The sequence below is a fragment of the Candidatus Electronema sp. PJ genome (assembly GCF_048287395.1).
In the GTDB taxonomy this organism is placed as follows: domain Bacteria; phylum Desulfobacterota; class Desulfobulbia; order Desulfobulbales; family Desulfobulbaceae; genus Electronema.
The window spans coordinates 1-25,327 of the sequence record NZ_JBLWEO010000089.1 but is presented as its reverse complement, the minus strand read 5'-3'; the positions used below and the strand labels follow the sequence as shown (position 1 = coordinate 25,327).

The following is a 25,327-nucleotide window of genomic DNA, read 5'->3' as shown; positions in this document are numbered from 1 at the left end:
CACTGTCGTACCTCTCTTGCTGCAACCAAGGCGCGACAGCTTCAGCACTCTCAGAACTCAAAGGAGACACATTATGGCTTGGCAGCAGAAAAGGAAGCAGCTAGGAATTATCGGCCTGCTGCTTCTCTTCCTTGTGCTGGCGGTAAGCGCGGCTGCATCAGAACAGCTTGCTCCGCTGGATTTCGGCAGATATTACGCCCTGGTGATTGGCAATCAGAGTTACAAAAATCTTGAGGAGCTGTGGACAGCGCGGGCTGATGCCCAGGAAGTGGCCCGGATGCTGGAGGAGCAGTATGGCTTTAAAGTCGAACTGCTCCTAGATGCTGATCGGGATCGAACGCTGTGGACACTCTCTCAGCTGCCAAAAAGAATGGCAGGCCGCGAGCGAGACAGCCTGCTGATCTACTATGCCGGACATGGCCAACTTGGCAGAGGCGGCTCTGGGTACTGGAAGCCTATCGATGCGACCCAGGACAGCGAGGCTGGCTGGATTCCCACAAAGCTGATCACCAATATCCTCAGCACTGTGCGGGTACGGCACGTTTTGGTCGTAACAGACTCTGCCTATTCCGATGCTTTCCAGCTGCCTGATGATGCCCGGCTCAGAGAGAGCAAGGAGGCACGCCTCCGACGGCTATTAGAAACACCATCCATCACGGTTCTGACTTCCGGTAGCGATAAACCAGTGCATGAGGCTGAGGCCAAGTATTCCCTCTTTGCCCGGAGCTTCTTGATTACCCTGCGTGACAACCGGGAAATATTATCAGGCCGCAGTCTGTTTGGGCGAATGCTCAAGCCGGTTTACCGCAGCACTGGCGAGATGCCGCGATATGGTTATGCCAGCAGGAACCATCAGGAGCAGGGGGATTTCTTCCTGGTGCCCAAGCAGCTTCAGGAAGCACTCCGCCAGAGAGAGATGACACAGCCTGCACCCAGGGTAATAATGCCTACACCTGAACCGCCGCCAATGGTGGCAGCCACTCCTGCGCCAGAACCAAGACAAGCGAATAAAGGAGATGTGCTGATTAACGCAGCTTCTGGCATGGAGTTTGTCTATGTGCCAGGTGGCTGCTTTAAAATGGGGTCAGAGATTGGCGAGAAAAGCCGGTTTGCCTGGGAGGGGCCAGTGCATGAGGTCTGCGTGAACGGCTTTTGGATGGGTAAATATGAGGTCACGCAGGAACAGTGGCAAAAGATCATGGGTGATAACCCTGCTGGCTTTAACAAGGGCGGCCAATATCCGGTTGAGAATGTGTCTTGGGAGGATATCAAAGAATTCATTACTCGGCTGAACAAACGCTCCGGCAAGATGTATAGGCTGCCCACTGAGGCGGAGTGGGAATATGCCTGCCGGGCCAATGGTTCTGGCAAATACTGCGGCGGTGACAACCCGGATGTGCTGGCCTGGCATGAGGAAAACAGCGGCAAAAAGACGCACCCTGTGGGCGGCAAGCAGGCTAACGGCTTTGGTCTTTATGATATGAGCGGCAATGTCTGGGAATGGTGCAACGACAAGTTTGACAAGGACTACTACGCTGCTGGCGGGGTGCGCAACAATCCGCAGGGGCCGTCAGGCGGAGGGGAGCGAGTCGAGCGGGGTGGATCAGCAGCGAGCAGGGTACATAACTGCCGGGCAGCTTTCCGGTTCAGAAACCGGCCTGATTATCACGAAGATATGCTCGGCTTCCGCATCCTGATGCAGGAGTGAGCATAAAAAATGGCTTCCTCAGCCAGTTGAGGAAGCCATTTTCGTCCTACGCAAAACTGGACAGAGGATGTTCGTTACTTCTTCTCGGCAGGTACAGGAACCTGTTGCGCAGGCTGCTGTTCGGCAGGCGGCTGAACCTGCTCTGGTGCTTTTCCATCGGCAGCTGGTGCTTCAGCTTGCTGATCCTGCTGCTGGCCAGTAGGTGCCTGTTCTGCTCCGCCTTGTTCGGCAGCCTGTTGCTCCTGAGCCGCACCAGCCTCATCAAGCGGTTCTTCAATTACGGCCTCATCCGCGCCCGGTTCTTCAGGAGGAGCTGCTTCAGCTGCCTGCTGCTCCTGAGCCGCAGCCTCTGCTTGCTTGGCATCGGGTTCAACTTGCTTTGTTTCTCCACTAACAGGTGCGGCAGTATCCTGCTGCTTGTTGGCCTCAACCGGCTTGGCTGGTGCTGTTACAGTTGCGGTGGCAGCAGGTTTCTTCTCTTCTGAAGCAGGTTTCTCGCAGGCAGCTACGAAAAAGAGCAGCAGCAAGCTGCTAACCAGAACGGCTGTTGTTTTTACAGTCATTGAATCATCCCCCTTCGGAGTGAAAAAGTGAATAGATATTGCCCTATGATACAGAGCAGATTTGCTCTGTCAATTTTTTTCCGCAAAAAGTCAGTCAGAGCCGTAGGCAGGGAGCAAAAGGAACCACCTGATCAGGCTGTGTTGTCACGCTGGCAGGAAGAAAACCAATTGAAGAAAAAAGGAAGTCGAAGCTACTTATAAAAAAAACAACTGCCGGATGAAGCTGGCAGGAATTTGCTGAGAGGATACAGAGTGTGGACACTGAAAAACCTACCGAGGGCGGCGCAAACCGCCCTCGGTATAGTGCGAGCAACTGCGTTGCAGCCTAGGTTATTCGCTGACTGGTGTGCCGTCAGCCGGACCTTCTTCAATGACTGTCTCGCCTGTTGACTCAACAGCAGTACCCTCTTCGGAAACTACCTCACCAGAACCTTCTACAACAGCGGAACCTTCCTCAACAACAGTGCCTTCGTCGCTGGTAACTACCTCAGTGCTTGATTCCTCAACGACTGTACCAGCGTCCTCAACAACAGTGCCTTCGTCGCTGGTAACTACCTCAGTGCTTGATTCCTCAACGACTGTACCAGCGTCCTCAACAACAGTACCTTCCTCGCTGGAAACCACCTCGGTGCTTGCCTCCTCAACAACCATGCCTTCGTCGCTGGTAACCGCCTCAGTGCTGCTTGATTCCTCAACGATCACTTCTTCCTGACCCTGATCGGTGGTAGGAACAGTTGTTGTCTGCTGCTCCTGCTGTCCAGGACCTTCAGTAGGCTTGCCAGGGCCTGGTGCCGGAGGATTGCAAACGCAAGCTGCGGAGAAGAAAAGAAAGTACAGGCCGCCGATGAGATAAAGAGCTGATTTTCTGATGTTCATTTGGTGTTCGCCCCCTTTGAAAGGATAAAAGTGAATGTACCGCTGTAAAGTTAGTATATGATATCTTCGAGATATTCGCCCTGTCAAATATTTTTTACCGGAAAAAGATTTGTCTGCGTCTCTCCGGTGCGTTTAGCGGGCCATGAGAAGGATGATTCGCTCGACCGCTTCCAGTACATCCTGGGCAATCACGGCTGGCTGAATCTCTTTCTCTGGTTCGAGATAGGCCAGCTCGCCCCGACCATAGCCAGTCAGTACCAAAATAGGCGCGACACCCGCGCGGACTCCGCATTCTACATCTGACCACCGGTCGCCGACCATGAACGAGCGCGAGAGGTCAAGGCGCAGCTCTGCGGCGGCCTGCTCCAACAGCCCAGGCCGGGGCTTGCGGCAGCGGCAGGCTTGGCGATACTGCACGACCTTGGCCTCTGGGTGATGGGGGCAGACGTAAATGCCGTCCAGGTGTGCGCCTTCAGCAGCCAGCTGTCGCTCCATTTCGGCATGAACGGCATCCAGAAGGGCAAGGGGGAAATACCCTCGCGCCAGGCCAGATTGATTTGTCACCACCACTGCCGGAATGCGGTGCTCATTGAGCTTGCGGATCGCTTGGGCTACGCCGGGCAGGAGGACAAAGCGGCTGAGATGGTTAATGTAGCCCATCTGCTCATTGAGGGTGCCGTCACGGTCAAGAAAGACAGCAGGCCGCAAACGGTCGTTGGCAGACAGATAGGGGGACAGGTCAGGCATGACAGGCTCTTCAGCGGGTTGGGAAAAAGGGTGCGTCAGCAAAGGATGTAGGGAGTGGAAACGGCCCGGTAGTGCTGCAACATGATTTTTCCCTGCTGCACAGTCATTTCTCCTCGCTGCACGCCTATTTTACCCGTTGCAGAATGATTTTTCTCCGCCGCACAGTCATTTTTCCGTGCTGCACGACCATTTTTACCCGCTGTAGAACGATTTTTCTCCGCTACACAGCCGTTTTTCCCTGGTTCAGGAAGGTTTTGCTACCCTGCAACGTATATTTTCCCTGTTCCAGAGCGAGAGGAACAGCCGTCTCAGCCCCTTCTGCTCAGTTCAGCATTCTTTGCCATAGCAACATTTTTCTTTAGCACCAGCCGGACAATCAAACTTGCGGCACTCGATCATTTTAAATCCGTCACAGAAGTCTTGATCACAGCTCTGCCCGGTACTGAATATCTTGGTTGGCGAAACTTTGCCAATATTTTCGTCAATCTCAAACTTCGAGGCTAATTCAAACCCTTGCGCCTTGCACCACGCATCAGCCGCTGCTTTGCCGCAGTCCTTAGCCCAGCTTAGACACCAATCCAACCGCTTATCCTCAAACTGGGGAGATGGAAACGGTGTGTTGACGATGGTGCCTTCAGGCAATGGGCTGTCAGCAAGGGCTGGCTGGCTGGCAGCGAATGCGAGACAGCAGCAGATGATTGTCCAATAGGAGATTGTTTTCATGACCGTCATTTTTTCTGCGTGTCTATTTGTTAAAAGCGTGCGCTGAACTTCTCGCCCTATTTTTCTTTCGCCTCTGACCCTACCATGTTGTGCAGATAACGCAAACAAAAAAATCTCCTCGTTTGCCAAGTGTTTTGCAGATACCGCTCATTTAACCGGCTTTCCGCGTTGCTGTTTGATTTGGTCCTCATTTTTTTTGATCAAGGCGACTATTTCCTGGAAATCCTGCGCTCTCAGACCAAAGCAACTTTCCTGCTTTGCCTTTTCCGCACCTGGATACCCTTGCTTGGCAGCGATTTCCAGCCAAACGCAGCCGCGTATCGTGTCGGGATCTTCAAGGATCCGGTAAAGATTGCCGAGCAGAAAAGCCGCTTGCGCCGAGCCAAGCAGTGCCGCCCGCTCGTACCAGCTGCTGGCCATTGCTTGATCCAGTTTCACCCCGTTGCCAAACTCGTGCTTCAGGCCAAGATACAAGCACGCTCCAACTATGCCGTGCTCTGCCGCTTTACGGAACCACTGCGCGGCCAATTCAGGATTGCGCTCTAGCCCATCGCCCAGGTCGTAACGCAGCCCCATGCTGAATTCCGCCTTGGGATCGCCTTGCTCGGCAAACTTGCGGATGCGGGCAGTCAGCTCGTCATCTGCCCACAGCAACGACGGCGCACCCAGAAACAGCAGGACGAGGAATACCGTCTTCATGAGATCTCTCGCATAAGCCAACAAAAAGTATTTACAGTACATAGCAAGTAGGTTGCAGCAACCTAGTCGGCCATAAAGGAGTTTGGCCGACTTCAACTCCTTTCTTAGTCGGCAAGACTCCTTTGTGGCTAACCAGAACTCCTTGGCGAATCGGCCAAACTCCTTTTCTGCCGAGTACAACTCCTTTCCAAGTCGGCAGAACTCCTCTGTTGCCAAGCCAAACTCCTTTGCCTGCGAGCAAGAAAGGAAGATTTTCTAAGAGTTATTCAGGCAGGCTAGTGGAAAATCTGCGGGCAGCACGGCTTGTTCTGCGGCTTGGACGATTTGCCCGGCCAGCCTGCCGCCGGTCGAGGTCTTTTCCGAGCCATTACCAAAGACCAGTCGCACCACCTCAGCTGCCGTGAGGTGCTCTACAGGCCGGGCCGGAATGTAAGCAGTTGCGCCGTTCTGCTCCACCTCGTGCAGCAGGCCCCTACTGATCAGCAAATCTACGGTTTGCCCCAAATCCGCCTCGTTCCTGACTGCGCAGACATCGGATAGCCGTTCTTCCTCGGTTGCTTCAGCGCGAGCAAAGTTCCCATAGACTGTCAGTAAGACATCAAAGGCCTGTTGCAGCCGTTGCCGGGCTGTGCTCTCTGCGCCGGGCAGGCGATAATGGTTGCGATTTTGGACTGCATAGGCGAGCACTGCGCCCAGCAGGATGAACATCCAGCCCAGCTGCATCCAGACCAAGAAGAGCGGCACCGTGGCAAAGGAACCATAGATGGCATTGTAGTTCGCCACCCCCATTTGCAGCATCACATAGAGCCGCTGGACAATAAACCAGAACACCGCGCCAAACACCGCGCCGCACAGGGCTGCACCGGTCTTCACTTTGACGCTGGGGAAGAACAGATACATCATCATCAGCGACAGAGTGATAAACAGAAAGGGCAACAGTTTCAACAGCAGGCCGACCGTCCATGCTGAGGGAATAGCAGCAGCAATGTGCTCCATGATCTTCTGCGACTTCAGCACGGCCTCAGCTGCCAGGGCAATATTGACGGAAATGGGCAGCAGCACCAGCAGGGCGAGATAGTCCATGATCTTGCGGAACAGCGGTCTGCCGCGTCGGGTATGCCAAATGGCATTCATCGCATCCTCTACCGCGTTGAGCACGGTAATCACAACGATCAGCAAGCCCGCAATACCAAAGGCACCCAGCGCAGCAAAGTTGGTGTTCTCCACATAGTCAAAGATAGTGTCCACTGCGTTGTGCAGATGTCGGTTCAGGGACGGTACTTCTGGTTCTGTGATGATGCTGGTCTGCCCAGGATCGGCAGCTGCCTCTTTTTTGGCCCGTGCATCTGGGTCTAACTGATCAATTAGGTGATAAGCAGCAATCCGCATCTGATTGCCATTGCCTAAGCCTTTCAGAATGGCCGTGCTCATCGCCAGCAGCGGCACCATAGCCAACGCCACGGAAAAGGTCAGGGCCGAAGCGCGGAGAGAGATGTTGCTGTCGTTGAACTCCTGCCACATGATCAGCAGGATGCGGAGTAGCGTGCGCAGAAGAGCAATAGGCCACCCTTCGCCGTGTTTGCAGGCGAAAGCCCAGCGCGTCAAGCGATCTGGCCTGGCTGTTTGTGGTGCGGGAAGAGGCATGGGAGCTGCGTGCTTATCTTCTGCGCTTGGTTGTCTTCCGAACCGGTTTCGCTTTCCTCGAACGGACAGGTTTTTTTTTGCTGAGATGCCTATCTGCCTTGAATTTCTGTCGCAAAGTGTGGACGCTGCGGGTGCGGGCAGCGATTCGCCGCAGCTGCGGTTTGGGCGGCAGAATATCTGGCAGCTGGTTATTGTAAAGCAGGCTTGCTGGCATGGCGCGGATGCGCTCACGGATAAAGTGCGTAGCTGGCAAATGGATGACCACGTCTCTAGGAATGTATTTTTTGCCCTCCAGCACCGGTTTGAGCAGGGCCGGATTGAGGCGGCGGAACTCCTCTTCCGAGACTCCGAAGTACTGGCACAGTTCCGGGGCTGAAGCATAGTCTTTCAGCTGGACCGAAGCACTGATCAGCGGTCGCTCTCTGATCACGGTCGGGTCGTTCTCGATTCGCTGGGCTACTCGAAAGGCCGCAACAAATTCTGAATAAAAATTTCTGGAGGCAAAGCCAAAGTTCTTGCCGGTATGGTTGGCAAAGATGAGCGAATAACTTCCTCCCCATTCTCGCTTGGCCCGCATCATTCCTCCCCGCCCGTGATTATAAGCGGTGAGTGCCAGCGGCCAGGAGCCGAGCTGGCGGTAGTTCTCCTTGAGGAAAAGAGCAGCCGCATTGCTGGCCGCGTAGAGGTCATAGCGCTCATCAACCAGCTCGTTGATCTTCATGAACTCCTTGCCTGTGTAGGAGGTGAACTGCCACAGCCCAACTGCTCCAGCTTTAGAGCGGGCCACAGGGTTGAAGGAGGATTCTACATGGGGCAGATAGGCCAGTTCCAGAGGCAGATTGTTCATCCGCAGAATCCGGCGAATAGCAGGCAGGTATGCGCCGGAGCGGATCACTCCGTCGCGAAAGCGACTCTTGAGGCCTGTCTGCACCCGCATGTTATCGACAGCTGCGAGAAAAACTGCGGGATTCTTCTGCTTGAATAGGGCGTAAATCTGAATCTCATCGCTTGTCTGCGGAATCCCGCCCGCAGCGAACTTTTTCAGAATGGCCTGGCAGCGGAACTGGGCCATCTCGACCAGTTTCTCATTGATTTTGCCTGCACCCAGAGTATCCTTGGGCAGCAGATTGATTACCCGGTAAATGCGGTCGAGATCGTTTTTATCATGCAGCACGCCTTGGTTTTCAGTATAGGTGCCATAAACCTTTTCCCAGAAGCGAACATTAGGGAACATGACCGGATAGACCGGAAACTCAAAGCTTGGTGAGGGGTTCTGCGGGATGGCTTGCTGAATTGGCAGGTTGTTATTGAAATAGCCCTGGGTTTCAACTTGGGCAAAGGCGGGCGCAGCGACGAGAACAAAGAGGGCGAAGATGAGTTTTCTGACAGCTAACAGCATGGCACCCTTGAGAATCTGAAGGAACTGTGGCGGCAGAGCAGTCTGCCGCAGACCTGAATAGTGTCTGATTGTAGCACACTTTTAGCGAAAAGCGGCAAAAAGCGGATACCCTACACCAGTTTTAAGAAAAAAATCACAGAATCATTGCGCTACCATGCACACACCCATTATTGGTACCCTCGGCTATGTTCTCTCGCCAGATAGCCAGCAGGTGTTGCTCCTCCACCGCAACGCCTGCTCGACTGACCAGCATTTTGGCAAATACAACGGCTTGGGCGGCAAGATGCAGCCCGATGAGGATGTGCATACCTGCATGATCCGGGAGATTGAGGAGGAAGCAGGCATCCTCTGCCAAGAAATGACCCTGCGCGGCACCATCAACTGGCCTGGTTTTGGTCCAAGCGGGGAAAGCTGGCTCGGTTTCATCTTTCTGATCACTTTCTTTGACGGGACACCCAAAAAATGCTGCCCAGAAGGTGAGCTGGGCTGGCACCAACTGGCAGACATCAGCCGCTTGCCCATGTGGGAAGGCGACCGCTTTTTTCTGCCTTTGGTCTTTGATGACGATCAGCGGCCTTTTCACGGGGTCATGCCTTACAGTCAAGGCCGACCGTTGAGCTGGCGGTATTTTCGGTAGGGACGGAATTTTTCAATTGCCCCAACGCGGCAAAACTGGTATTACTGCCTGTTTTGCTCTCAATTTTTCGTAGAGAATTGTCCTAAAGGAGGAGCATATCATGATTGCAAAGAACAACGAGGAAATCATCCGACTGGAACAGCTTGTCGAGTCCCTGATCAGTCGGTATAAGGAGCAGAAAGAAAAATTGCAGGCCCTGGAGAAAAAATTTCGTGATCGCGAGGAAGAGTGCGCACTGCTCAAGCTGGAGAATGCCGAACTGCAAAAGCAGCGGGGCGAGGTTGCCAGCCGAGTGGCTGGTCTGCTCGGTCGAATTGAGGAATGGGAGGCCGAGTTGCCTAAGAAAGGGGAAAAGGCGGCGTGAGTCTCCTGAACTGAAGGAGCCATGAACGAACGTCAGATCAGCTTCGCCCTGTTCGGGCAAGAATTTTCGCTCTACAGCGACGCACCAGACGAAGAGGTGGAGCAGACCATGGCCCTGCTGCGCACGGAGCTGGAACAGACCGGGCTATCGCTCAATGGGGTAGCAGTGCCGTCTAGCACCATGCTGGTGCTGGGAGGACTGCGTCTGGCGGCTCGCTGCGTGAGTTTGGAAAAAGAGCTAGGCGCGTTTCAGGTGGAGCGGAATTTAGCTGCGGAGCGCAACCTCTTGATTTTAAGTATGATCGAGAAGATTGCCGCGGCACTGAAGGGGTGAGTGGAAAAAATAGTTTTTGCTTTTTCCGCGTTTTTATTTTATAGAGCAGGGTAAAGGTTTCCCTGCGCTGTTTGTGATCAACGGAGTATTGAGCCAACTCTCTTTGATAGGGCAGCTCCTCTTCTGCTGGACTATGGAAAACTTCACTGATTTCCAGACGACAGCATGGCGCGCCCACCTATTTCGATAGGTTTAATCATTCTGTTGACACGGCAGCGCGGGGATTTTTTTGCAGCCGGAAGAGCACTGAGCAGATAGGCGGACGAGCTGGTTCGATGCCTGCACAGCAGATCATCCACCCCGCAGGCCGCTCCTGCCCCGCTCCGAAGCACAGTCTCTTTTCTCCAGCCTTCAGTACCGCTCCGCCAAACGCTAGCTTCTGCCGTTTTATCATTATTTCCGCAGGGAACCCTGCTGGCAACCATATAGGATATGCAATTATGTCAATAAGCACAGCGTTTCTGCTGATCTTGGCTCTGATCACAGGCGGCGGGATCGGTTTTTTTCTGCGCAAGAAGTTCATTGAAGGTAATCAGGCCGATCTTGAGAAGCAGCGGCTGTTGATTATAGAAAACGCCATTCATGAGGCGGAGCAGTTCAAAAAGGAAAATCTCCTTCAGGTTAAGGAAGAGATTTATCAGGCCAAGAAAGAGGCCGAGCAGGAGATCAAGAATTCCCGCAAAAATATTGAAAACGAGCAGCGACGGCTAGAGCGGAAACTCGATAAGGTACATGAGGATCTGAATGACCTTAAGGCCAAAGAAGACGCTCTTTCCGATCAAGAGAAGAAGCTCGTTGAACGAGAGCGCAAGGTTACTAAGCGCGAGGAAGAGGTCGAGGTTCTGATCATTGAGCAGCGACAGCGATTAGAGAAGATCGCTGGGATCACGTGCGAGGAGGCCAAAAAGCTGCTGCTGGACTCGATGGAGAGCGAGGCCCGGATGGACGCGGCCAAGCGACTGACCAAGATCGAGAATGAAATGAAGCTGGAGGCTGATCGCAAGGGGAAAAACATTCTCGCTCTGGCTATCGCCCGTTATGCCGGGGATTACGTGGCCGACAAGACTGTCTCGATGGTGCCGCTGCCCAACGACGAGATGAAGGGCCGGATTATCGGCAGAGAAGGCCGCAACATCCGGGCCATCGAAGCGGCCACCGGCATTGACATCATCATCGATGACACGCCAGAGGCGGTCATTCTTTCTGGGTTCAATCCCATTCGGCGCGAGATAGCCCGGCAATCGCTCCTACAGCTCATCTCTGACGGCAGAATCCATCCGGCCCGGATTGAGGAAGTGGTGGCCAAAGTGACCCACGATCTGGACGTTGAGATCAAAGAAGCCGGCGAAAAGGCGGCCTTTGACGTGGGTGTGCACGGCATCCATGTCGATTTGGTCAACCTGATCGGTCGCCTGAAATATCGCTCTAGCTATGGCCAGAATATTTTGCAGCACTCGCTGGAGGTAGCCTTCCTCTGCGGCATCATGGCAGCAGAGTTGGGCTTAGATGTGAAGAAGGCCAAGCGGGCAGGCTTACTGCATGACATCGGCAAAGCAGTGGATCACGAAATGGAAGGCTCTCATGCCATCATTGGCCGGGATCTAGCAAAGAAATATGGCGAGAGAGACGAGATTGTCTATGCCATTGCCGCCCATCATGAAGACTTGCCGCCGCAGGGCGTGTTGGACATCCTGGTACAGGCAGCAGATGCCTTATCCGGTGCTCGGCCTGGCGCACGCAAAGAAATGCTGCAAAGCTACGTCAAGCGGCTAGAGGATTTGGAGAACATCGCCAATACCTTTCCCGGGGTGGAAAAATCCTACGCTGTCCAGGCTGGACGTGACCTGCGAATTGTCGTCAATAGCCAGCAGGTGGGCGACGACGCAGCTACACTCATGAGCCGGGACATTGCCAAGGCGATTGAGGAACAGTTAACCTATCCCGGCCAGATTCGGGTTACAGTGATCCGAGAAACCAGGGCGGTGGAATATGCGAAATAAATCCATTGCAGAACAGATGGCCCTGCTCGAGCGGGGCTGCGAGGGCATTGTCTCCAAAGAGGAACTGGAGAAAAAGCTCAAAACTTCATTGGAGAGCGGTAAACCGCTTAAGGTCAAGGTAGGATTTGACCCCACCGCGCCTGACCTGCATCTCGGCCACACGGTGCTGCTCCAGAAGCTACGCCAGTTCCAACAGCTCGGTCATGAGGTGCATTTCCTGATCGGCGATTTCACCGCCATGATCGGCGACCCCACCGGCAAATCAGAAACACGTCCTCCCTTGAGCCTAGAAGATGTAGCCCGTAACGCCGAGACCTATAAGGCCCAGGTCTTCAAGATGCTCGACCCAGCCAAGACCAAAGTGGTCTTCAATTCGGCCTGGCTGGGCCAGCTTTCCTCCTATGACATGATCCGCCTCGCCTCCGAGCTGACGGTAGCCCGGATGTTAGAGCGGGATGACTTCAAAAAGCGTTTTCACGGCAACAAGCCGATCTCCATTCACGAATTCTTCTATCCCCTGCTGCAAGGCTACGATTCAGTGGCGATGGAAGCGGATGTGGAAATAGGGGGTACAGATCAGCTTTTCAATTTGCTCATGGGCCGGGAACTGCAACGCTCCAGAGGCCAGGAGGTGCAGGTTGTCATGACCATGCCCCTGCTTGAGGGGCTGGACGGCGTGAACAAGATGAGCAAGTCGCTGGGCAACTATATCGGCATCACTGAGCCGCCTGATCAGATTTTCGGCAAAACCCTGTCGATCAGCGATCAACTCATGTTCCGCTGGTATGAGCTACTCAGTGATCTCTCGCTGGACGAAATTGCTACCCTGAAAAAGGGCATGGCTGAGGGCTGGCTGCATCCCAAGGCAGTCAAAGTGCGGCTGGCAAAAGAGTTGGTCGCTCGCTTCTACGATCAGGCAGCGGCAGACGCGGCAGAGAAAAACTTCGAGCAGATTTTCAAGCAGCACGAGCTGCCGGATGACATCCCGGAAAAAACGCTGCCTGCCCAGGAGGAGACTGTCGCGCTGTTTTGGTTGCTGAAGGAGGCCGGGCTGGTGGATTCCACCTCCGATGGTCGCCGGATGATCCAGCAGAAAGCGGTGACAGTGAACAGCGAGAAGATCGTAGATGTTAACGCCCAGCTTCCCGCCAGCGGCGAGTTACTGCTCAAGGTAGGCAAGCGACGTTTCTGCAAGGTGCTTTTCGTCTAATCCGGCTTCTTCTTCAGGCGGGAACGCGGTATAATGACGCGAGTTGATTTGTCGCTGCTGTTCCTGCTATTTTCAAGGAGCGGAAACTATGCACGTTTCACCCGTGTTGATCTGGTTCCTGCTGGGCATAGCCTTCTTCGTCATTGAGCTGGCCCTGCCTGGCTTTGTCCTCTTCTTCCTCGGCATTGGGGCTTGGTGTTCAGCGGCTGTCTTGGCCGTGATCAACGTGCCACTGACTGCCCAGCTCCTTATCTTCCTTGCCTGTTCCCTCCTCAGCCTAATCCTACTCAGAGCGCGGCTTAAATCAGTCTTCATGGGCAAATCCAGCGAAGAGGCGGAATCCGTGAATGTCGATTCCGCTCCAACTACCGGAGTTGTCACCGATGCCATCATCCCACCTGCTGACGGCAGGGTTAAATACGGCGGTTCGTTCTGGCGGGCTGCTGCTGATGAACCCATTGCCGAAGGTACTGTGGTGCTGATTGTAGAAAAGAAAGACCTTATTATTAAAGTCCGCGCCTTGAGTGCGGGAATGGAGGAGGCAAAATGAGCGGTTTACTGTTTGGTGTCATTGTCCTAGTTATCTTTGTTGTCATTCTGGTTTGGAAAACAGCGGTTATTGTCCCTCAGCGCAATGAGTACGTGATTGAACGACTGGGTAAATATCGAGACACCCTCGAAGCTGGCTTTCATATCCTGATTCCTTTTCTCGATAAAATTGCCTACAAGCGGAATTTGAAGGAAGAGCCGATTGATATCGGCAGTCAAACCTGCATTACCGCCGATAACGTGACCTTAGAAGTCGATGGCATTATGTATCTCCAGGTGATTAATTCCCGCCAGTCAGCCTACGGCATTGCCGACTACCATTTTGCCGCCTCCCAACTCGCGCAGACCTCGCTTCGTTCTGCCATTGGCAAGATCACCTTGGACAGCACCTTTGAAGCCAGGGAGAGCCTCAACAAACAGGTGGTTGAGGCCATTGATGATGCCGCTCAGAATTGGGGTATCAAGGTGCTGCGCTACGAGATCAAAGATATTCAGCCGCCGCGCTCAGTGCTGGAGGCGATGGAAAAGCAGATGCAGGCCGAGCGGGAGAAGCGAGCCGAGATTGCCCGCTCTGAAGGAGATCGGCAATCGATGATCAACCGGGCTGAGGGCGAGCGCCAGGAGGCTATTGCTCGTTCCGAAGGCGAGAAAATGAAGCGGATCAACGAGGCAGAAGGCCGGGCGCAGGAAATTCTCAAAGTGGCCGAGGCTACTGCCGAGGGCATCCGCAAAGTGGGCGAGGCCCTGGCTTCCCCAGGCGGTCGCGAGGCAGCTAATCTCGAAGTAGCCAAGAAATATCTGGATGAGTTCGGCAAACTGGCCAAGGCAAACAACACCATGATCGTGCCCGGCAACCTTACTGATGTAGCGGGGATGGTTGCCACAGCTATGACCACTCTGCGGCAAACCAGCAAAACAGTGGCAGCAACAGGGCCAAGCAGCCGCCCTGAAATGAAAACATCGGCAGCATGATTCTGGCTTGTTGACAGCGCATAGGGCTGCTGCTACACTGAAGGACGTTGAGCAGCAGTCGTTGTACTTCTTGCATCTGAAAAAAAATACCAACGAGGTAGAATATATGTTCGGACTCGGAATGCCTGAGTTGATTATCATTCTGGTCATCATCGTGATCATTTTTGGAGCTGGCAAGCTGCCAGAGATTGGTTCCGGCATTGGCAAGGGAATCAGAAACTTCAAAGACAGCGTCAAAAAGGCGGATGATGAGCCGAAGGTGCTTGAGGGCGACGGCAAGGGCAGCAGCAAGGAGAGCTGAAGCGCGGCTCAGGAAACTTTTCACCGGAGTAAAGCTGGCATGTTTGGACTTGGAACCCCTGAGGTAGTCGTGATTCTTGCCATCGCCTTTCTGCTTTTTGGCGGCAAAAAACTGCCGGAGATCGGCGCAGGTTTAGGCAAGGCCATCCGCTCATTTAAAAATGGGCTGGACGAAGTAGAGAATGCAACGGGCATGGAAGGCCTTGCGAAAAAGCTGCCTGGAGTACGCGAGGCAGTTGCCGTGCAAGAAAAGATCGATCAAGTGAAGGATATCGGCAAACTGCTGACAAAGGAGTGAGCCATACTTCTTTGCGCCGACATCCAATTGCAGTGCACCAAGGAATAACTCGTTTCCGGTTAACATTGCCACGAGTTATACTCGCTAGGAAAGAAGTTCGGCTTGGCCACAAAGGAGTTCTGCCGACTTGGAGAGGAGTTTTAGTCGGCAAGAAAGGAGTCCGGCTCACTTGCACAGGAGTTTGGCCAAGCCACAAAGGAGTCTTGCTGACTTGCAGAGGAGTTCTGCCGAGCAAAACTCCTTTCTTACTCGGCAGAAAAGGAGTTCGGCTCAGTTGCAAAGGAGTTTTAGTCGGCAGAAAAGAAGTTTGGCCGAGCAGAACTCCTTTGGAATCAGCTTGCACTGCTTGCCGACCAGCTGGTATTCCTTGGCAATTTCTGGCAAAATCAAGGCAAGGAGGATCAGCTTGCTGCTTCACTCCTTCCGCATCTTTCGCCACGGTGTCACAGGCACCATATTCTGCTTCAACTCGTCTAAGGGGTAAAACGTTCCCCGCCAATCAATCCCGCCTTTGATCAGTACCGCCAGCACACCCTGCCAAATGATGTACAATTTGAGATAGGGTGTGAGCAGAAACCAGCGCAGGCAGGTTGGTTTGATGCCAAGTGAGCGGGTAACAACGAGGAGCGAGCTGGCCATTGCCGCTACCGTCAAGCCACAAAGTAAGCGTACCCAGCCATTGGCGAGCAGCAGGCCCCAGAAGGGCAAAATCTGACCGCAGAGGATCAGCAGCGTAGCGGCAACCAGCCCGCTGAGGCGGTAATCCAGCACGGCGAAAACATTCTTGCGCAAGCCGCGCATCATCTCCGCTATTGAGCCGTACCACGGCACGCTCACGAAATGGCGCCCGTTCAGACATTCCTGCCGACCGCCGCTTTCTTTGATCAAACGGCCTAAAAGGATGTCATCAACCGGGCAAAGCCGGATAGGACGATGTCCGCCAAAGCCTGAATAGGTGGAATGGCGCACGAGATTGAAGCCGCCTGCGCCAAAGAAATAGCGGGGATTGGGTTCAAGCGTGCGCCAGGGCTTGAAGACCGTCAGCAGGCCGGACAAGCTATCTACCACCAGCATGGCCAGCAGTAAATTGGGCAGTCTTACCTGAAAAATTAGGCAGAGATGGTCAAGTTGCCGCGTTTGCATCCGAGTTACGGCCCGGCGCAGGGTGTCTGGGGCCATTTGCACGTCCGCATCGGTGAAGAGGAGGAATTCGCCGCGCGCTTGCTCGGCACCAAGATGAAGGGCATGATTTTTACCCAGCCAACCAGGCGGCAGTTCGGAGATATGAATGACCCGCAGTTGGGGATACTGCGCTGCCATCCGGTCAAGAATGCCTGGAGTCGCGTCTGTGGAGCGGTCATCTAGGACTATTACCTCCAGCCGGGGATAGTTGACGGCTAACACTGAGGCCAAGGCGGTCTCAATATGCTTTTCCTCGTTTAAAGCCGGGATAATGACCGAAACCCAGGGCAGCTCTTGGTTTGGCAGTGGCGCAACTAGGTCTAACAGGCCAATCCGCTGGACTGCTAAGAGGTTCTCAAACAGGATAAACAGGGCCAGAGCAAAGACAAGCAGGGCAGGCAAGAGGAGCAGGTTCATAGCGGCAGGTCGGTTTGAGAGGCGATTGAAGCAGCTGCAAGTATTCTGCAAGCCACTGTACCCTTTTTCTGCAAAACACAGAAGAGAAAGAAGAGTCAGGGGGTTAACGGTTTTTTGATTTGCTTTTTCTGCAAGGCGTGCTAGTATCCTCTTATCTGGCAATGCTGTTCAATTATCAACAGAAAAAAGGAGTACATTATGAAACGACTGCTCTCAATAACCGGATGTGTACTGCTCCTCGCTGTGACAAGCCACGCGGAAGACGTGAAGATTTCCCGGGTTGGCGCGCACGGAGCCTACTCCATGAACGGGGACGTTGAGGATTCCAGTCCAGGCTTCGGCGTACAGGCAGAACTCGCGATCAATCGCATGTTCTCGCTCGAACTTGCCGTGTCCCGCTTCAGCGATGAATACGATGATAGGGCCGTCTCTATCGAGCAAGACTTGACCACCTTCGGCCTTTCCGGGGTCTATCGGGCACCTTTGGCCGAGCAACTGTGCGGCTATCTGCTTGGCGGTCTGAGCTACAATGTCGTTGATATGGATGCCAGCCTCAATTCAGCAGTTTATGGCTCTGGCTTCAACGTTGGTATTGATGTGGACAACGATATCGGGATGCACCTGGGTGCTGGTCTGAACTTTGCCCTGCAAAACAACTGGGAACTGTTTACCGAATACAGATACACCTTCCTCGAATTGGAAGGAGATGTTTCTGTTACTTCCATGCAGAGCGCATACAGGGAACCCATCAAGGGTGATTACGATTTCGGCTTGCTAAAAGTCGGGGCTAATTACCGCTTCTAAGGGATTGTCGTGAGGCATGGGATATTGCTTGAACTTCTCATGCCTCACGGTTGCTGCGCAAAGAAGAACTGAGAGCATTATTTCCTGCTGCGGGCAGGAAAAATCGTTTTATAACTCTGCCATCTCGTTTGCATCTGCTCCATCCTCTTTCCTTTGCGGCAATCTTTTCCACGCATCATTCACGAAATCGTCCTATCCTTTGTGCCGCAGGTTGAGCTGAACCCAAAAAGCCAATTTACCCAGCCTGACGTGCTAGGAACCTCAATCGCCTTCCTATAGCAAGTTCTTTCTGTTTGACAGCACGCTGTTTTTTTTGTACTGTCAAGTCTTTTTTGCGCCGGAAAACGAACCCTCCGGCCTTATGCCCAACTAGCATCGAATTTCCGGGAGTCATTTATGTGTCGATTAGCCCTGAAAACCGCAGACATACCCTTTTCCCCCTATGAGGTTCTGACCGGCATGGAGGCCATGCAGGAGGGATACGACGGCAGCGGCCTTGGCCTGCTGCTGCGCGGGGTCAGCTTTGCGGATTTCAAGTACAAAAAAGAAGAGCATCTGATTTTATCCGGCATCGCCCATACCGAGGCGGCCTTTCAGCGGTTGAATCAGTATATGGCCGAGCGCGGCTTTGAGCAGGAGTACGACCATCAGTTTAAGGTCAACGCTGCCCTGATCGAGGCCAAAGACCGCTGGCAGTACATCGTTCGGGTCTATAAGAAGCCGCAAGGATTGAGCGAGGCAGAGCTGGAAGACAAGCTGATGCAGACGCGGCTCTTTCTGCGCAAGGACGGCGAGGCGCACGGCGGCGACCTGACCGTGTTCTCCTTCTGGCCGGACGTGATCATGATCAAGGAAGTGGGCTGGCCGTTAGACATCGGCGACGCGCTCAGTCTGAATGACGACCGCATCAAGGCCCGCGTGGTCATGGCGCAAGGGCGGCAGAACACCAACTACGGCATCAACCTCTACGCCTGCCACCCCTTCTTTATTCAGGGCATCGCCACGATGACCAATGGCGAGAACACTGCCTTTGTGCCAATCAAGGAGTGGCTGGAAGGCAAGCGGATACCCGGCTATATGGGCTATCAGTCCGACTCCGAAGTGTTTGCCCATATTCTTCATTACGTGACCAAGAAGCTCAATCTGCCGCTGGCCTGCTACAAGCACGTCATCACCCCGCTGAAGACCGAGGAGCTGAACAAGCATCCGCAGGGCGAATTCCTCAAGGGCCTACGCACTGCCTGCCGCCGTTTGATTATAGACGGCCCGAATGCGGTCATCGGCACTTTGCCGGACGAAAGCTGCCTTTTGGTCATGGATCAGAAGAAGATGCGGCCTGCCACAGTAGGCGGACGGCCTGGCGCGTGGGCCATCGCCTCGGAGATGTGCGGCGTGGAAGCACTCATTCCTGACCGCGATCCCAGCCTTGATTTCCAGCCCATGCGCGAACACACAGTTATCATCCCCCCTGATAGAAAGGAACTCCTGATATGGTCTCAGTTCGATCCGTTTACACTCAGCCAAGCAGCCTGACCTTCAGCGACCTGCCGTGGATTATCCAGCATCGTGAAGACCGCTGCACCCTTTGCGGGCAATGCACGGCAGTCTGCCCTAAGCAGGCCATCTACCTGACCTACCGCCGCCAGCGGATGCCGAAGCTGGACATCCTCCAGAAGAAGCGCGGCAACGAGTACCGCCATTTTGTTGGCATCCGCCAGCACACGGCAATCGACAAGATGTGCATTGGCTGCGGCATGTGCTCCTCAGTCTGCCCGAACGAGGCTATTGGCCCGGTGCCAAACACCAACGAGCACCGCTCGCGCTTTCACATGGACGAGAAGGGTGACGCATGGAAGCGCGGTGGTCGTCGTAATGTGCCGGGTAAAACCATTCTTGACCGCATCGCTTTCGACCGCATCTCGATGCTCACCGACCCGGCTTTGGACGCGGGACGGCACGAGTTCAGCCTGAACACCATCTTGGGCCGGGTGCTGCCGCCGGAGGAGTTTCTTCGCCGCCAGCTCGCAGGCGAGTGGATTCCGCCGACGAGGGAGATATTCCCCTTTGTGATCGGCTCGATGTCCTTTGGTGCGCTTTCGCCCAACATGTGGCTGGGCCTACTCCAAGGTGTGGCTTATTGCAACGAGGTGCTGGGCATTCCGGTGGTCATGGCCACTGGTGAGGGCGGCTGCCCGCCGTGGGTGCTGCGCAGTCCGTTCTTGAAGTACATCATCTTGCAAATCGCCTCCGGTTACTTCGGTTGGGATGAGATCATCCGCGCCATCCCGGAGATGCAGTGCGACCCGGCAGCCATCGAGATCAAATACGGCCAAGGTGCCAAGCCCGGCGACGGCGGCCTGCTGATGTGGTTCAAGGTCAGCAAGCTGATCGCCCGTCTGCGCGGCGTGCCGGAAGGCGTTGACCTGCCGTCGCCGCCCGTGCATCAGACGCTTTATTCGATTGAAGAAAGCGTCATGAAGATGATTCAGACCATGTCCATGGCCTTTGGCTTCCGGGTGCCGGTCTATCCGAAGATTTCCGGCTCCACCTCGGCCAAGTCGGTGCTGAACAACCTTGTCCGCAATCCCTACGCAGGCGGCCTGCTGATTGACGGCATAGATGGCGGCACTGGCGCGGCCTACAACATCAGCATGGATGCCACTGGCCATCCGATTGCCTCCAACCTGCGCGAGTGCTATCTCGAATTGGTCGCTCAAGGCCGCCAGAACGAGATTCCACTTTTTGCCGCAGGCGGCATTGGCAAAAACGGCAACGTCACCCAGAACGGCATGGCCCTGATCATGCTCGGCGCGTCGGGCGTGCATATGGGCAAGTACATCATGCAGGCCTGCGCGGGCTGTCTCGGCAACGAGATGGGACGCTGCAACGTCTGCAACACCGGCATTTGTCCCAAGGGCATCACCAGCCAAAATCCCAAGCTCTACCGCAGGCTTGACCCGGATGACGTTGCCCAGCGCGTGGCCGATGTCTTCTCCTCAATCAGGACGGAGATGAAGAAGATCATGGCCCCGCTGGGCCGTTCGCAGAGTCTACCCATCGGCATGTCCGATGCCCTCGGCATTGACGATGCGGACGCAGCGCAGCGGCTGGGGATTAAGTATATTTGTTAGCAACTCAAAACATCGCACATTGACCTCATTTGCAGGTCGTGTGCGATACTTTCAGCAATCTAAATCTTAGGGGGATAATATGGCTAATCATCAGGTAACACTTGTTGCAGATGAAGGAGTATTCAAAGGCTTGGCAAAACAAAATTTGTTATTTTATCAATGTATATGTGAATTAATAGACAACGCAATTGCAGCGACTGCAAAGGATAAAAAATTTCGAGTAGATATTATATTTATCAGCGATAAAACATCAGATGCTATTGATATTTATATTGCCGATAACTGCCAAGGGATGAATTTGAAAAATCTCAAAGAAGCTTTACAGTTAGGCCATCCTCCAACTACAGAAAGCAGATTGAACGAGCATGGTTTCGGATTAAAAAATTCATTGGCCACTCTTTCTGGCGGAAATGGTTATTGGAAATTATGGAGCAAGCCAATTCAAGAGCATAATGTCACATATACTGTTGAAGGCCCATTCAAGCAAGAAATGGTTATCCGCGATGATGAGATACTTCCAGAAGAAAATTTTTTGCCTACAGATATCAGCACCCTCATAAAGGTTACGACTAAACTTTCATTTGTTCAAAGCGTTCAAGGTAGAGGTGCGCCTTCAAAAGATTTAGATACACTAAGAACTTGGTTGATAGAGCACTTAGGTGTTCTCTATAGAGGTTACCTTGAGCAAGATGATGAGACAAACGAAAACAGTGGCATTATTAGCGTTGCCATTGGAACCAACAATGTACGTGTCTCTCCTGTTAAAATTCCAATTGGAAACATGCAAACAAAATACGTAAAAGTAGAACTTGGCGGAATGGTTTATGATATCAAATATCATTACGGGACGCTGGATGAGGTTAAGCGAGACACTTTGGTAAAAGGGAAAAAAGCGAAGTATTACTATCAAAAAAACATGCCGAGCCAAGGCGTTGACATAAGACTTGGAAAACGGGTTATAGCGACTCGTCAGTTTGAGACAATATGGAAGACGGAAGATGGCCAGGAACAACTATCAAGACATCCCAAATACAACGATTTCCTTGGAGAACTTCTAATTCCTGAATTGCCGAGAGGATTACTGACAACTGTAAATAATAAAACAGATTTCAATCTGAATGATCCCGACTGGAAGAAGATGTTCGATAGGTTAGCTGAGATACGTCCCGTTCAAGATATTCGAGAAAAAAGCGAGACTACACTCAGAAAAAATTGGGTAAAAATGCTGAAAGCTACAAACCCTGAAGACACAGTGACTGAGGAGAAATCTGTATGGCCAACAGCTACGAAAATTGATGTCTACAGAAAGACATCTGAAGGAAAAGTAATAAGTTATGAACTGAAAGTTGGAAATGGCCAGCCTCTTCATTTATATCAACTGAAGATGTATTGGGATGGATTAGTCATTTCAGGTGAGCAGCCCAAAGAAGCTGTATTGTTAGTAGAGAATTTCAATACACAATTAGAAGAAATGGCTAACAAGATGAACGAGTTAACTCCTCCGAAAAATACAAAGCCATATAATTTCAGGATTGAACGGCTGAAAGACAAAGGGTTGTAATTTATACTGAAAAATTGTAATGGACTGGGCAAGCGTCATAGCGAATCCGTATCTTCAGAATCTTCCCTTTAAAATCGAGCTGAATAAATGGGGAAAGATACTGATGAGTCCGGCCAGCAATCATCATGGCATTCTTCAGTCTGAAGCTGTTTATTATCTCCGCAGAAAACTGCCCGGCGGGCGTGTGATTGTGGAATGCTCGATAAAAACAGACGACGGCGTGAAGGTTGCTGATGTTGCTTGGGCATCAGATGAGTTTATACGGAGAAATAGCGAGTCTACTCCTTACGAAGAAGCACCGGAAATATGCCTTGAAATCGTCAGCCCATCCAATAGCAGGGAGGAGATGAATGAGAAAATCCAATTGTATTTGGCGAAAGGAGCAGTTGAAGTTTGGCTCTGTGCCGCTGACGGAAATGTGACGCATTTTGCCAAGGAAGGACAGAAAAACAGGTCTAATTTCACAAAAGAAACTGTCAGTTTGAAATACAAATGAAGCCATTTTCTCAATGGACAAAGCAAGATGTTGAAGAAGAATTTCATCTGACATCTACCAGAGAAAGCGCAACGCTTCAGGTATGGCTAACTGGTATTCAGGAAGTTTCTCAGGATGAAGCCGCTCGCCTGCGGCAGCTTTCCGAAAAGCTCCGGCTTCATGTCCATGATTGGAACGAAGAAGAGTTAAAGGTGTATTTCATAGCTTTCATTTTAGATTTTGTTAATTTTTATCAACCGTCGTACCGCCCATTTCTTGAACGCGAGCTGTCAGCAAGCTATGCTGAAGGAAAGAAAATCTGGGGTGTTGTAGATTTTTTCGTTGCTTCCGGGACACAATTTCCCAAAGAGCCGGTATTCTTTCTTCACGAATATAAAAAGCAGCTCGACACTTCAAACGATCCGCTTGGCCAGCTTCTGGCGGAAATGGTCGCGGCGCAGACACTGAACAGCCGCCCGCATCCCATTTATGGTGCTTACGTGATCGGAAGGCATTGGTATTTTGCCGTGCTTGAAGGGCAAGTTTATACGGAAAGCCTTGCCTACGATGCGACCAAGGAAGATATTTTCCAGATAGTCGGCATATTGCGACATACGCAGCTTTTAATTGACTGCATTTTGCAGCAGTAAGTTCGACGATTATTTTTTTTGAAAAAAAGATATGCCGATAATAAGCAGATTCCTTGGAATCATCATCGCCATGTACTGGGATGATCATAGCCCTCCGCATTTTCATGCAAAATACGATGGATATGAAATTACGGTAGATATTCATACCGGCGTGGTCGAAGGGCGGTTTCCAAAGAGAGCTTTGCGGCATGTGCTTGAATGGCACGAACTGCATCAAAATGAGTTGATTGAAAACTGGGAGCTTTGCCGAAACAAGACGGCTCCCAATGCTGTCGAACCGTTGGAGTGAGCATGTTTCTTCATATTACAGATGCCAAACATATTGAAGAATATAAGGTGGAAGTTGTATTTAACAATGGCAAAAAAGGCATTGCTGATTTATCAGAGGCATTGAGCGGCCCAGCTTTCGAGCCACTCAAGAATCAGGTGATGTTTTCTTCCTTTATTGTTGATAACGAGCTGGAAACGATTGCTTGGCCCAATGGTGCAGATTTAGCCCCTGAATATATATTTTTTCAAGCATTCAAGAACGATTCTTCGTTGCAAGAACAGTTCAGGAAATGGGGTTATATCATTTGACAATGGCAAAAAGTTAAGATGATTGATTCCAGCTGGCACATGCAGCCCAACAAAGCCAAGGCTCTCATGCTGGCCAAACGGATGCTGCCGGAGTTCATCTGCGATGCGGTTAATCTGGAAGGCATCAATTACACGCTGCCGGAGATACAAACCCTGCTGGACGGCATCACGGTTGGCGGGCATAAAGTCAGTGATCAACAGGTTGCTCTGAATCAGCATCAGGCATGGCGGCTGCTGTTTCAGTTGATCGAAGAAGATAAATTTTCCGTTTCTGCGGAAACCGCCTGCGCCCTTCATGCGATGGCTGCTAAGGAAGATGCCTTGGAATGGGGAAAGTTTCGCTCCGGCGGGGTCACTATTGCGGGAACAGCGCACATGCCGCCTTCAGCAGACAAGCTGCCGGAGCTGTTTGCGCAGATGGCGAAGGATGCGGAGCAGCTGCCTGACATTTACGATCAGGCAATTTCTCTTTTTCTGACAATGGCGCGGCACCAATTTTTCTACGATGTCAACAAGCGCATGGGCCGTTTCATGATGAACGGGCTGCTCTTGCACAACGGCTTTCCGGCGATCAATCTTCCGGCAAAACGGCAGTTGGAATTCAATCAGCTCATGCTGGCTTTTTATGACAACGGCGATCAGCTACAGATGAACGCTTTTCTTCGTTCCTGTTTGGATGAACGGATGATTCAGATCATGAAGGAATAAATGGCATACAGCGATTTTACTCTCCGCGACATCAAGGAAAAACTTGGCCTCACGCTGCAAGAACGGGAGCCGCTGTTTGTTGATCTTTCCTCAGTTCAATACAGTCCGCATCTTGCTGAAACCCTGAAATACAATGTGCCGTTGGCTCTTGCCATGAGTACCGAAAAGGCCCGCTCAGAGCTGATCGTCACGCCGGTGCTGGTAGAGATTCTGAAGATGCTGCCGCAGCAGATCAGCTTCTTCTCTGGGATTGAATTCAATATTGACAAGAGCCAAGGGCTGAACGGCATCTGCGATTACATCATCAGCTTGTCGTCGGAGCAGCTTGAACTGGATGCTCCGGCCATCACCATTGTTGAAGCGAAGAATGACAACATCAAAATTGGCTATGCTCAGTGCATTGCTGAGATGTATGCTGCCTCGCTCTACAATGCCGCCAAGCAGAAGCCGCTGCGGAATATTTATGGTGTGGTGACAACTGGGAGCTTGTGGAATTTCCTTAAACTGCATGAGCAGACGGTGCATATTGACCGGGATGAATATCATATCTCCAATATTGGCATCATACTCAGCATCTTTATGACCATCATTGACGAAAGCAGCCACGCGGCCTGACCGCCTGCGGCAAGAGACATCCGGGCATTTTCTGTCCATCATCACGGATTTTATATTATGACTGAACAAGCAAAAAAGACTGCAATCATACGCGGCAAGGATGCCAACGGCCTGCGGCTGACATCCAAAGTTTTTGAAGAAGAAGTGCGCGGCGCGGCGGCTGACGCGGACGAGCTGCTGCTG

The 25,327-nt window shown here is 52.4% G+C and carries 28 protein-coding genes and 1 other RNA gene; 21 read left to right on the top strand and 8 right to left on the bottom strand.

Annotation, left to right across the window (positions count from 1 at the left end; genetic code table 11):
* Positions 1-73 precede the first annotated feature (73 nt).
* Positions 74-1,708 carry an SUMF1/EgtB/PvdO family nonheme iron enzyme gene (locus ACNKIB_RS14025; protein WP_417911192.1) on the top strand — a complete coding sequence of 545 codons (1,635 nt, stop codon included), beginning with the start codon at positions 74-76 and terminating at the stop codon, positions 1,706-1,708.
* A 74-nt stretch (positions 1,709-1,782) separates the two neighbouring features.
* On the opposite strand, the gene ACNKIB_RS14020 is transcribed toward ACNKIB_RS14025, so the two are convergent.
* The 7 genes from ACNKIB_RS14020 to ACNKIB_RS13990 all read right to left on the bottom strand — a co-directional run bounded on the left by ACNKIB_RS14020 (position 1,783) and on the right by ACNKIB_RS13990 (position 8,359).
* On the bottom strand, positions 1,783-2,271 hold the full coding sequence (locus tag ACNKIB_RS14020; protein ID WP_417911191.1) for a hypothetical protein: 489 nt from the start codon (positions 2,269-2,271) through the stop codon (positions 1,783-1,785).
* 330 nt (positions 2,272-2,601) lie between these two features.
* Positions 2,602-3,147, bottom strand: a complete 546-nt coding sequence (locus ACNKIB_RS14015; protein WP_417911190.1) for a hypothetical protein — start codon at positions 3,145-3,147, stop codon at positions 2,602-2,604.
* Positions 3,148-3,279: 132 nt separating this feature from the next.
* The gene (locus ACNKIB_RS14010) at positions 3,280-3,894 is read right to left on the bottom strand and encodes a D-glycero-alpha-D-manno-heptose-1,7-bisphosphate 7-phosphatase (RefSeq protein ID WP_417911189.1); all 615 of its coding nucleotides are present in this window, start codon (positions 3,892-3,894) and stop codon (positions 3,280-3,282) included.
* Positions 3,895-4,221: 327 nt separating this feature from the next.
* Positions 4,222-4,617: a hypothetical protein gene (locus ACNKIB_RS14005; protein WP_417911188.1), complete on the bottom strand. Its 396-nt coding sequence runs from the start codon at positions 4,615-4,617 to the stop codon at positions 4,222-4,224.
* 147 nt (positions 4,618-4,764) lie between these two features.
* Positions 4,765-5,532, bottom strand: a complete 768-nt coding sequence (locus tag ACNKIB_RS14000; protein WP_417911187.1) for a tetratricopeptide repeat protein — start codon at positions 5,530-5,532, stop codon at positions 4,765-4,767.
* A gap of 39 nt (positions 5,533-5,571) precedes the next feature.
* Positions 5,572-6,960 carry a YihY/virulence factor BrkB family protein gene (locus tag ACNKIB_RS13995; RefSeq protein WP_417911186.1) on the bottom strand — a complete coding sequence of 463 codons (1,389 nt, stop codon included), beginning with the start codon at positions 6,958-6,960 and terminating at the stop codon, positions 5,572-5,574.
* Between the two features lie 13 nt (positions 6,961-6,973).
* Positions 6,974-8,359: a lytic transglycosylase domain-containing protein gene (locus ACNKIB_RS13990; RefSeq protein ID WP_417911185.1), complete on the bottom strand. Its 1,386-nt coding sequence runs from the start codon at positions 8,357-8,359 to the stop codon at positions 6,974-6,976.
* Positions 8,360-8,513: 154 nt separating this feature from the next.
* Between ACNKIB_RS13990 and ACNKIB_RS13985 the strand changes: the two genes are divergently transcribed.
* The 10 genes from ACNKIB_RS13985 to tatA (ACNKIB_RS13940) all read left to right on the top strand — a co-directional run bounded on the left by ACNKIB_RS13985 (position 8,514) and on the right by tatA (ACNKIB_RS13940) (position 15,022).
* Positions 8,514-8,996 carry an NUDIX hydrolase gene (locus ACNKIB_RS13985; RefSeq protein WP_417911184.1) on the top strand — a complete coding sequence of 161 codons (483 nt, stop codon included), beginning with the start codon at positions 8,514-8,516 and terminating at the stop codon, positions 8,994-8,996.
* A gap of 100 nt (positions 8,997-9,096) precedes the next feature.
* On the top strand, positions 9,097-9,360 hold the full coding sequence (locus ACNKIB_RS13980; protein ID WP_417911183.1) for a hypothetical protein: 264 nt from the start codon (positions 9,097-9,099) through the stop codon (positions 9,358-9,360).
* A gap of 21 nt (positions 9,361-9,381) precedes the next feature.
* The gene (locus ACNKIB_RS13975; RefSeq protein WP_417911182.1) at positions 9,382-9,693 is read left to right on the top strand and encodes a hypothetical protein; all 312 of its coding nucleotides are present in this window, start codon (positions 9,382-9,384) and stop codon (positions 9,691-9,693) included.
* A gap of 56 nt (positions 9,694-9,749) precedes the next feature.
* Positions 9,750-9,921, top strand: a non-coding RNA gene (ssrS, locus tag ACNKIB_RS13970) — 6S RNA.
* Between the two features lie 212 nt (positions 9,922-10,133).
* Entirely contained in the window at positions 10,134-11,693 is a 1,560-nt protein-coding gene (gene rny / locus ACNKIB_RS13965) for a ribonuclease Y (protein ID WP_417911181.1), read from the top strand.
* Positions 11,683-12,903 (top strand): tyrosine--tRNA ligase, encoded by a 1,221-nt coding sequence (gene tyrS / locus ACNKIB_RS13960; RefSeq protein ID WP_417911180.1) that lies wholly within the window; start codon positions 11,683-11,685, stop codon positions 12,901-12,903. Before rny ends, tyrS begins: the two co-directional genes overlap by 11 nt.
* A gap of 88 nt (positions 12,904-12,991) precedes the next feature.
* Entirely contained in the window at positions 12,992-13,453 is a 462-nt protein-coding gene (locus ACNKIB_RS13955; protein WP_417911179.1) for an NfeD family protein, read from the top strand.
* On the top strand, positions 13,450-14,424 hold the full coding sequence (locus ACNKIB_RS13950) for an SPFH domain-containing protein (RefSeq protein ID WP_417911178.1): 975 nt from the start codon (positions 13,450-13,452) through the stop codon (positions 14,422-14,424). The genes ACNKIB_RS13955 and ACNKIB_RS13950 overlap by 4 nt, the downstream gene beginning before the upstream one ends.
* A 106-nt stretch (positions 14,425-14,530) precedes the next feature.
* Positions 14,531-14,725 (top strand): twin-arginine translocase TatA/TatE family subunit, encoded by a 195-nt coding sequence (gene tatA, locus ACNKIB_RS13945; protein WP_417911211.1) that lies wholly within the window; start codon positions 14,531-14,533, stop codon positions 14,723-14,725.
* A 39-nt stretch (positions 14,726-14,764) separates the two neighbouring features.
* Positions 14,765-15,022: a twin-arginine translocase TatA/TatE family subunit gene (tatA, locus tag ACNKIB_RS13940; RefSeq protein WP_417911177.1), complete on the top strand. Its 258-nt coding sequence runs from the start codon at positions 14,765-14,767 to the stop codon at positions 15,020-15,022.
* A 414-nt stretch (positions 15,023-15,436) separates the two neighbouring features.
* Here tatA (ACNKIB_RS13940) and ACNKIB_RS13935 read toward each other — a convergent pair whose 3' ends face one another.
* Complete coding sequence (locus ACNKIB_RS13935; protein ID WP_417911176.1) at positions 15,437-16,621, bottom strand: glycosyltransferase; 1,185 nt, start codon at positions 16,619-16,621, stop codon at positions 15,437-15,439.
* A 198-nt stretch (positions 16,622-16,819) separates the two neighbouring features.
* Here ACNKIB_RS13935 and ACNKIB_RS13930 point away from each other — a divergent pair, with 198 nt between their 5' ends.
* The 10 genes from ACNKIB_RS13930 (at position 16,820) to ACNKIB_RS13885 (ending at position 25,144) form a co-directional block, all read left to right on the top strand.
* On the top strand, positions 16,820-17,425 hold the full coding sequence (locus ACNKIB_RS13930; RefSeq protein WP_417911175.1) for a porin family protein: 606 nt from the start codon (positions 16,820-16,822) through the stop codon (positions 17,423-17,425).
* Between the two features lie 396 nt (positions 17,426-17,821).
* Positions 17,822-18,958 (top strand): glutamate synthase, encoded by a 1,137-nt coding sequence (locus ACNKIB_RS13925; RefSeq protein WP_417911174.1) that lies wholly within the window; start codon positions 17,822-17,824, stop codon positions 18,956-18,958.
* Positions 18,916-20,556 (top strand): glutamate synthase-related protein, encoded by a 1,641-nt coding sequence (locus ACNKIB_RS13920; RefSeq protein WP_417911173.1) that lies wholly within the window; start codon positions 18,916-18,918, stop codon positions 20,554-20,556. Before ACNKIB_RS13925 ends, ACNKIB_RS13920 begins: the two co-directional genes overlap by 43 nt.
* 79 nt (positions 20,557-20,635) lie before the next feature.
* On the top strand, positions 20,636-22,117 hold the full coding sequence (locus tag ACNKIB_RS13915; protein WP_417911172.1) for an ATP-binding protein: 1,482 nt from the start codon (positions 20,636-20,638) through the stop codon (positions 22,115-22,117).
* 19 nt (positions 22,118-22,136) lie between these two features.
* Positions 22,137-22,613: a Uma2 family endonuclease gene (locus ACNKIB_RS13910; protein WP_417911171.1), complete on the top strand. Its 477-nt coding sequence runs from the start codon at positions 22,137-22,139 to the stop codon at positions 22,611-22,613.
* A complete protein-coding gene (locus ACNKIB_RS13905) occupies positions 22,610-23,242 on the top strand; it encodes a hypothetical protein (RefSeq protein ID WP_417911170.1) in 633 nt (210 codons plus the stop codon). The genes ACNKIB_RS13910 and ACNKIB_RS13905 overlap by 4 nt, the downstream gene beginning before the upstream one ends.
* A gap of 31 nt (positions 23,243-23,273) precedes the next feature.
* Positions 23,274-23,531 carry a DUF4160 domain-containing protein gene (locus ACNKIB_RS13900; RefSeq protein WP_417911169.1) on the top strand — a complete coding sequence of 86 codons (258 nt, stop codon included), beginning with the start codon at positions 23,274-23,276 and terminating at the stop codon, positions 23,529-23,531.
* Positions 23,532-23,533: 2 nt separating this feature from the next.
* A complete protein-coding gene (locus ACNKIB_RS13895) occupies positions 23,534-23,821 on the top strand; it encodes a DUF2442 domain-containing protein (RefSeq protein ID WP_417911168.1) in 288 nt (95 codons plus the stop codon).
* A gap of 18 nt (positions 23,822-23,839) precedes the next feature.
* A complete protein-coding gene (locus ACNKIB_RS13890) occupies positions 23,840-24,529 on the top strand; it encodes a Fic family protein (protein ID WP_417911167.1) in 690 nt (229 codons plus the stop codon).
* Positions 24,530-25,144, top strand: coding sequence for a hypothetical protein (locus tag ACNKIB_RS13885; RefSeq protein ID WP_417911166.1), 615 nt, complete (start codon positions 24,530-24,532; stop codon positions 25,142-25,144).
* The last annotated feature ends 183 nt before the right edge of the window (positions 25,145-25,327 follow it).